Below are 8168 nucleotides of genomic sequence, written 5' to 3' on the forward strand. Positions count from 1 at the left end.
GCCATCGATGGGGTGACGGCATCAGGAAACCTACCCTGGCAGGTGAAATCGTTTCCGATTTGACGGCATTGGGACGCACTACTGTTCGTCTGTGCACGGACGGCTTCCATTATCGACGAGCACGCCGATACCAGCGGGGCGGCCAGTCGGACGCGGGGTACTGCAACGAAGCCTACGATTTCACGTCTCTTGACGGGGATCGAGAAGATTGGATCTGGCACATGTTTCGTGGTTCCGTTGTGGCTTCGCTATACGGCGTGAATAACGCGCCTGCGGAGCAGGTCAAGGTTTGCGCGTCCGTACATCTGGCACGACGGCCCGGACATCGGCCGGTGCGGTGCATCAGCGTGACGACTCGGTCCGGGGCGATAGGACTCGTCGGTGTCCTCGATTGCCGAGTCTGGCAAGCAGACGAGTTCGGCGCCTGCGCCACATGCCGACCTTCAGCAGTACGCGACACGTCGTGACGTCCCGTTGAGTGGGACGCCCTACCAAGGCCGTGCGGTTGCTGTCTAGCTTTCAGTCGTGACGCTTCGACATCCATCGTTCCCCCACCTACTCGCCCCCGGCGCGATCGGCCCGATCACGCTGGCCAATCGGGTCGTTCTCCCCGCCATGGACATGAACCTGTGCATCGACGGCGAGATCGAGCAGGGCGATATCGACCATTACGTCGCCCGCGCGGCAGGTGGCACCGGGATGATCATCACCGGTTGTTGTGCGGTCGCCTACCCGGTCGGATGCGCGAGCACGAAGGAACCGGGCCTGTCCGAGGATCGTTTCATCCCTGGTATCAAGGCTCTCGCCGACGCCGTCCACGACGCCGGCAGCAAGCTGTGCGTCCAGATGACGCACCATGGCAAGGTTGCCCGAATCGACACGGTGGAAGAGCGCCCGTTGCTGGTTCCCTCGACGCCCCACGGTTCGCCCGATCTGAAGGCCCTCGCCGACAACACCGGCGAAGAGTTGCAGAAGATGGCGGCGGTCACGGGCGGCAAGAGGGCGACCTTCCACGAAGCCACCCCGGAGGACCTCGCGTGGCTGGTGCGCTGTTTCGCGGAGGCCGCCGGCCGCGTCAGGACTGCGGGTGGTGACGCGGTCGAGATCCATTGCGCGCACGGCTATGTGCTCGGCGGTTTCCTGAGCCGAGCCGACAATCGTCGCACCGACGAGTACGGAGGTTCCCTGGAGAACCGGGCGAGGTTGGCCTGCAGAGTGATCAGAGCGGTCAAGAATGAGGTCGGTGACTCCCTGGCGATCCTGGTCCGCGTCGCGGGACGCGAATTCGGCGAGGCCGACGGGCTGAGCACGCAAGAGGCCACCCAGGCTGCGGCGCTCTTCGAGGCGGCCGGCGCCGACGCCATCCATGTCACCGGCTGGGGACGAAATCCCTTCTCGAACTTCACCGACGGTCCGCTGCCCGACAAGGTGGGTGCCTACGTCGATCTCGCCGGCGCGGTGAAGAAGGCCGTGTCCATTCCGGTGATTGCCGTGGGTCGAATGCTGCCGCAGGTCGGCGAAGACGCGATCGCCAACGGCCGAGCGGACTTCGTGGCGATGGGTCGTCAATTATTGGCCGATCCCGACCTGGTCGGGAAACTCGCCGCAGGGCAGGCCGAGCGGGTCCGTCCCTGCATCAACTGCTACGTGTGCGTGCAGGAGAATTTCTGGGACGAGACCCCGCCCTGTGCGGTGAACCCCGCCCTGGGCAACGAAACTCTGGTCCCGTTCGTGCGTACCGCCAACCCGAAGCATGTAGTCGTCGTCGGAGCAGGCCCCGGCGGCCTCGAAACAGCCCGGGTCGCCTCCGAACGCGGACACCGAGTCACCCTGCTGGACAAGGCTGACCGGCTCGGTGGAACGCTGTGGTTCTCCACCCTCACCACGCCGGACAACGAACGCCTGCTGAACTGGCTCGTCGGGGAGATCGAACGCCTCGGCATCGACATCCGGCTGAAGACCACGGCCACCGCCGATGCGATCGCGGGGTTGGCTCCGGACGTGGTGGTGGTGGCCACGGGAGCGGTTCGTGACCGGCCTCGAGTTCCGGGTGGCGACCTGCCGCACGTGCACACCGGCGACACACTCCGCGCTTTGATCACCGGTTCCGGTGATGTCTCCGGGCAGTCGCTGTACCTGCGGACCATGGGGAAGCTGGGCAAGCTCTCCGGCGTGACCAAGAGGCCCGGAGCGATCCGGACGGTAACCCGCACATTTCTGCCCGTGGGCAAGGATGTGGTGGTTATCGGGGGTTCGCTCGTCGGACTGGAACTGGCGGAGTTCCTGGCAGAGCGCGGACGTCGGGTGACGTTGCTCGAGGAAGGCCAGCAGCTCGGCGTGCCGATGGCGATGCCGCGCCGCTGGACCGCTGTCCGGCATGCAGGCGAGGTGGGCGTGAACATCCACCGCCACGCGACCGTGCAGCGCATCACTGCGAAAGCCGTCGAGTTCTCGGTCGGCGACAAGACCTTGACCGCTCCCGCCGACATGGTCGTGGTCGCCTCCGGGGTATCGGCGGCCGCGCCTCTGGTCGAGGAATTGGCCGGAACGGCAGCTGAGGTGCATGTCGTGGGCGACGCTGCAGACGTCGGCTACATCGAGGGAGCGATGCACTCCGCATGGAAGGTGGCCACTGTCCTCTGAGGGCGCAATTTGCAGCAGTTCGAGCATCGCGAAGAACTCCCCGATGAATCTCTCCCTTGTTCCGATTCCCGCCCCTCGGCGAACCGCGTTTCCGTTTGGGGAAGATGCATTCGTCGCCGCCCCCGTAGTTGCACCACCGCAAGGGGTGCTCGAGCAAGGCCTGTTCGCAGGAGTCACCGGGGGGTCGGTTCCGGTGCTACCACCCGATCTCCGGGGAGCCAGCCAGCCCGGACGGCGCGGACCGGGGAGGTTGGGGCGGCGCCAGTGCCCGGATGGTGCGGTGGGCGCGAACCCGTTGCGTCTGGTCGCCGTAGTTGGTCGGGGGAACGCGAATGGTCCGGCCGGGCCGAGCTGGACGGGAGACCGCCACTCGATCCAGGGCGGTCACCTCTGAGGCCGCGAATGAATGGGAACGGGCAACCAAGGCATGCGATATCGAGCTAGTTGGCGAGGAAGTCGTTGAGCAGCTGGTTGAACTTCTCGGCCCATTCGATCTGTGTCCAGTGCCCAGAGCGGCCGAAGACATGTAGCTGGGCCTTAGGGATAACTTCCATGAGCCGAATGGAACTCGACAGGGGTACGACGCGGTCCTCGCGGCCGTGGATGACGAGCGTTTCGTGAGGCAGGCGCGCCAGGTCTTCCTCGGGAGTGACCAGTGCATCCACGCTGTTCTGCCGCGGTTCGGGAAACATCGTGGAGAACGCTTCCTGAATGCCCGGTTCGATGCTCGCGCGGTACCGCACATCGGCCAGCTCGTCGGTCACGAGCTCGCGAGAGTATGCGAAAATGTCGAGCAATCGACGCATGTTCTCGATCGATGGCTGGTAACCCCATACCGCATCGAGGCCATCGGTGAGCGGGAAGGAAACACCCGCACTGCCCATGAGCGCCAGCCGCTCGACACGCTCCGGGTGCTCGGTGGCGACTCGCAGCGCGATTGCCCCGCCGAAGCTGTTGCCAACAAGGGACGCCCGCTCGATTCCGTGCGCGTCAAGAAAACCCACCACCTGGTCTGCCCAGGTCTCGAGGTCATACTCCACGCCGGGGAGCCGTTCGGTCCCACCGAAGCCGACCATATCGGGAGCAAGCACACGGAAGCGTTCCGCGAGTGCCGGGATCGTGACCCGCCAGTTCGCATAGGCAGTGACACCCGGGCCCGACCCGTGGATCAGCACAACCGGAGGTCCGCTACCTGCCTCGAGGTAGTTCGTCCTGATACCGTTCGCGACGATTGATTTTTCCCCTGGCACTTCCGTGCTCATAACTTTTCCTCCAACGTAATTCCCGAGTTTGCAGTGGCGATGTGTCGACCAGTGTGGGCTTGGTCCCGATCCCGGACATCCGTAAAAGATACTGAGATCCCCGACCGTGCCGATTCGAGATGGTCGCGACCGCTGTACAGCAACATTTTTCAGCCGGCCGACGAGGCCGCCGGCGCATGATCATGTCGCTACTGTCGCGATGATGTCGAAATCTCGATTACCCACGGTGGCAACGATGTTGAATGAATGCATTGCGTGTGCGTGCTCAACAGTGCTTGCGATAGATCGTGTTTCACCATTCAACGATCCGCCGCGGCCCTCGCACATTCCGGGAAAACTACGGAAGCCAACTCGGCTACCGCTCGATACCGTTGATGGCGTGTGGCCACGCGGTGTGGCAGTGACGTTGACGTGGAGGTGGACCGATGCACGTCCGTTTTCGGTTACAGATTTTCTGGAGCGGGGAGCGGCCGGTTTCCCTGACAGCGTGGCCGTGATCGACGAGCCGGAACAGCCGGGCGAGTCGGTCGGGCAGGTGACTTTTCGGGAACCCGCCGGCCGCGTCCGTGCCTGGCAAGCAGGATTCGACCGTCTGGGCATCACGGTCGGCGAACGGGTCGCCGTCGTCAGCCACAATTCGGCGCGACTGCTCGAGCTCTTGTACGCGGTGCCGGCGAGCGGCCGGATTTGTGTTCCGATCAATTTCCGTCTGTCTCCGGCGGAGATCGATTACATCGTCCGACATTGCGGCGCGTCAGTGCTTCTCGTCGATCCCGAGCTGGAGGAAGCGTTGTCGGGTATCAAGGTTCGGCACCTGTTTGTTCTCGGGAAGAACACCGAGGCCGATCTGATGCGCTTCGATACGGAGCCGGCCCCCTGGGCGTCGCCTACCGAGGAGTCGACGGCAACAATCAACTACACCTCCGGCACCACCGCGCGCCCGAAAGGTGTCGAGATGACTCATCGTAATCTTTGGGTCAATGCCGTCACACTCGCGATGGACACCCGTGCTTGGGAACGTGATGTGTACATGCGGACTGACCCGTGCCGGCCTTCCAGCCCTCGGTGCCAGGCTGCGTCTGTCCAACTCGGGAGAAGTCTTGGCGCGTTCGAACGTCGTGATGAGCGGATACTGGAACACCCCGAGGCAACAACGGCGGCAATGGGGGACGGATGGTTCCACACCGGAGACGGTGGATGGATTGACGGCGATGGCCAACTGACAATTTCCGACCGAAAGAAGGATGTGATCGTCACCGGTGGCGAGAATGTGTCGTCGATCGAGGTGGAGGACTGCATCTTCAGTCATCCCGGTATCGCCCAGGTCGCGGTGATCGGCGTACCGGACGAGAAATGGGGCGAGACCGTCAAGGCGCTGGTGGTGACGACGGATCTTGCCGCGGTCACCGAGGCCGAGATCATCGCACTCGTCTGATGGATCGGCGTCCGGGACGGCCTGGTCTGGTTAGTCGAGAAGGCCGGCGTCCCGGGCCACTCGGGCCAACTCGGCGCGGGTGCGGATCAGTAGCTTGCGTTGAATGCTGGCTCGGTGGCTCTCGACGGTGCGCGGAGAAACCGTCAGTTCCTGCGCAATCTCGGTGTTCGTGAGGCCGGAGGCGATCAGCTTCATCACCTCGAGTTCCCTTGAAGAAAGAGAGTCGATATTGGCCTCGAGGACGCTTTCGGAGCCGCCCGGTTCGGTGGTGTCGGCTCGAAGCGAGACAAATCCTTCATCCTTCATCACGGCGTACAGGACAGAGACGAGCTCCTCGTCCAGGCATTCTTTCGTGATGTACCCCCGCGCACCCCGCGTCTTCGCCTTCTCGACGTATCCCCTGGCGCCGTACATGCTGAGCATCACGACACGGGTCTCGGGCGAGATGGCTGAAATCTGCTCCAGCAAATCAAGGCCGTTGCAGTCGGACAGTCGGATGTCGAGCACCACCAGGTCCGGCGCGAAGTCTCGCACTGCTTGCAGGAGAAGTTCTCCGGTCGGTGCGGACGCCACCAGCTGAAAGTCCGTCGTGGTCTCGAGGATCCTCCGGATCCCGGACCGGATAATGCCATGGTCGTCACACACCACAACGCTGATCATCGTCTGACCGGCACCTCCACCATGATCGTCGTACCTTGCCCTGGTCGGGACTCGACGGACAACCGTCCGCCTACCAGTCGGGCCCGCTCCCGCATTCCGATCAATCCCAGCGACCTGCGCTGTCCGACCATATCGAGGTCGAATCCGGCCCCGTTGTCCTCGACCACGGCCCGCACGGTGTCCGCCGAGGACACGATCATGACACTCGCCTCACCGGCACCACTGTGTCGGCCGATATTGGTCAGTGCTTCCTGCACGATACGGAAGACTGCGGTCGCGACCGCCGGCGGAACGGATATCGGCTGTCCCGTTGCGGTGAGTTCGATGCGGATCGGGTACATCTGTCGGCAATCTTCCACGTACTGTTCGATGCAGCCGGTGAGCCCCAGATCGTCGAGCCCCGAGGGCCGCAATGACCACGCGACGGTCCGGGCTACCTGTATGCCTTGGCGGACGATCTTGCGGACATCGGTCACAGTCTGGCGGGTGGTGGCGTCTTCGGAGTTCTGTAGAACACTGAGCCCGTCCATCACGCCCGCGAAGAGGTGGCCGAACTCGTCGTGAAGATCACGTGCGATTCTCCCGCGCTCGGCCTCCTGCACTGCAACTATCCGTTCCAGGGACTCTCGCCGAAGGGCTTCCCGTTCGATGACAGCGCCTGCCAGCGCGGCCAGTACCTCCATGGTCGGCCCGTGGTGCTCGCTCTCACCGAGGGGAAAGGCGGCGACTACCGAGGTTTCGGTGACATCGTTCTTGACGACCAGCTTGGCGATGCGCTCCGTCAACTTCATCTCGTGGGCCTCGCCAGCCGGCCCCGCACCCCCGAGCATCGACGCCGAAGACGCGTTCGGAACTTCGATCGCACCGAGGCGCACCGGTGTTTGGCGCGAGATCTCGACTCGGCGCGCGGTGGTCGTCGCGAAAGTTGCGTCTCGGAGCTTGTCGAGAACCTCGTCGACGTCTTCGGAAGCGACGATGCTGCTCACAGCGTCGAGCAGGGCCCTGTGCCTGGCCGAACTCCCGCCGACGAGTGCGTCTCGCGAGTGCGCCGACTCGACGATCCCGCGATCCACCCGTATGCCCAGCGGTCGGCACAGTTCGGTCACCGGCGGCAGCGCACCGAGCGGCCCCCGTCGGGGTTTTAGCCCCACCAGTGTGGCAACCAGAGCGCACGCGGCGAGTTCGCCTTGCGCCGAGTATCGGAATGCGCTGCGAGATGCTGCGGCCAAGATCATGCGTCCACGCCACTTGTGTCCCCGCGAAAACGACATCAACGCCCATTCCCGCAGAACCGCGGGCCGCTCGCCCCAGAAGACGATGGCCGACCACCGGGCACGGGTGAGCTGCCGTCGGGCGGCCTTGGCCTGGAGCCGGCGTTCCTCCGTCCACCAGGCAGGTGCGGCGTCGTGCGAGAGGCGAAGGACCTGCAGGTGCGCGGTCACGATCGGTGCGAGGAAATGATTCCTGGGGCCGGAATCGCGGATCAGCTCGTCTGCCTGCCGAAACGCGTCCAGAGCCGGTGCTAGCTGCTCGACATGGAACAGTCGCCAGGCCCGCGCCGCATGCAGCATCGCCAACGTGTGACGATCGCCCGGATCCGTCTGACGCAATTCGCGAGAGATCGTCTCATTGTTCACGTCACCCGGCAGGCACTTGACCCAGATCGCGAGTGCAGTACCCGCGCCGATCCGATCGCCTCTGCGCTTGCCCTCCCAGTAGGTCTCACGCGCAAGCACTCCCGCATCGTGGAGCTTTCCCAGGCGAGCCAGACACAGCGCTTTCTGCCACATCGCGGCTACCTGTTCCCACCGATCACCGACAATATCGAAGGCGGCGATTGCGGTGTCGAACGCTGCGATCGCCTCGTCGTACCGATTGGCAGCGTAGAGGACGAATCCTCGAAAATGGTGCGACTGGGCGATCCCCCAGTCTTCGTCTGCCGTCTGGCGCAGTCGCAGTGAGCGGTCGGCGAGGCGCAACGCCAGCGGCGCAAGGACGGGAGCTGCACCGGATATCACAGCTGCGGTGGAGTATGCCTGCGCCCGCTCCCGCATGCTCCCGGCGGCATTCGCGAAACGCGCACTCCGAAGGATAGCCAAGACCACCCAGATCGGCGATCGGACGAACCACCATTCGTACACCAGTCGGTTGTGGATCCGGGCGGCTAG

4 protein-coding genes and 1 pseudogene are annotated in these 8168 nt (G+C 64.1%); 2 read left to right on the forward strand and 3 right to left on the reverse strand.

The window, feature by feature from the left end; translation table 11 throughout:
• Positions 1-525: 525 nt before the first annotated feature.
• Positions 526-2643, forward strand: coding sequence for an FAD-dependent oxidoreductase (locus WAW17_RS26695; protein WP_422335881.1), 2118 nt, complete (start codon positions 526-528; stop codon positions 2641-2643).
• A 440-nt stretch (positions 2644-3083) separates the two neighbouring features.
• On the opposite strand, the gene WAW17_RS26700 is transcribed toward WAW17_RS26695, so the two are convergent.
• Positions 3084-3905, reverse strand: a complete 822-nt coding sequence (locus WAW17_RS26700; RefSeq protein WP_422335882.1) for an alpha/beta fold hydrolase — start codon at positions 3903-3905, stop codon at positions 3084-3086.
• 454 nt (positions 3906-4359) lie between these two features.
• Between WAW17_RS26700 and WAW17_RS26705 the strand changes: the two are divergent.
• Positions 4360-5331, forward strand: a pseudogene (locus WAW17_RS26705) (AMP-binding protein); the annotation flags it as partial.
• Positions 5332-5370: 39 nt separating this feature from the next.
• On the opposite strand, the gene WAW17_RS26710 reads toward WAW17_RS26705, so the two are convergent.
• Positions 5371-6000, reverse strand: coding sequence for a response regulator (locus tag WAW17_RS26710; protein WP_422335883.1), 630 nt, complete (start codon positions 5998-6000; stop codon positions 5371-5373).
• A partial coding sequence (locus tag WAW17_RS26715) for an ATP-binding protein (protein ID WP_422335884.1) occupies positions 5997-8168 on the reverse strand: 2172 nt, incomplete at its 5' end. The genes WAW17_RS26715 and WAW17_RS26710, both read right to left, overlap by 4 nt.

The sequence above is a fragment of the Rhodococcus sp. (in: high G+C Gram-positive bacteria) genome (assembly GCF_049286785.1).
Taxonomy (GTDB): Bacteria; Actinomycetota; Actinomycetes; order Mycobacteriales; family Mycobacteriaceae; genus Rhodococcus_F.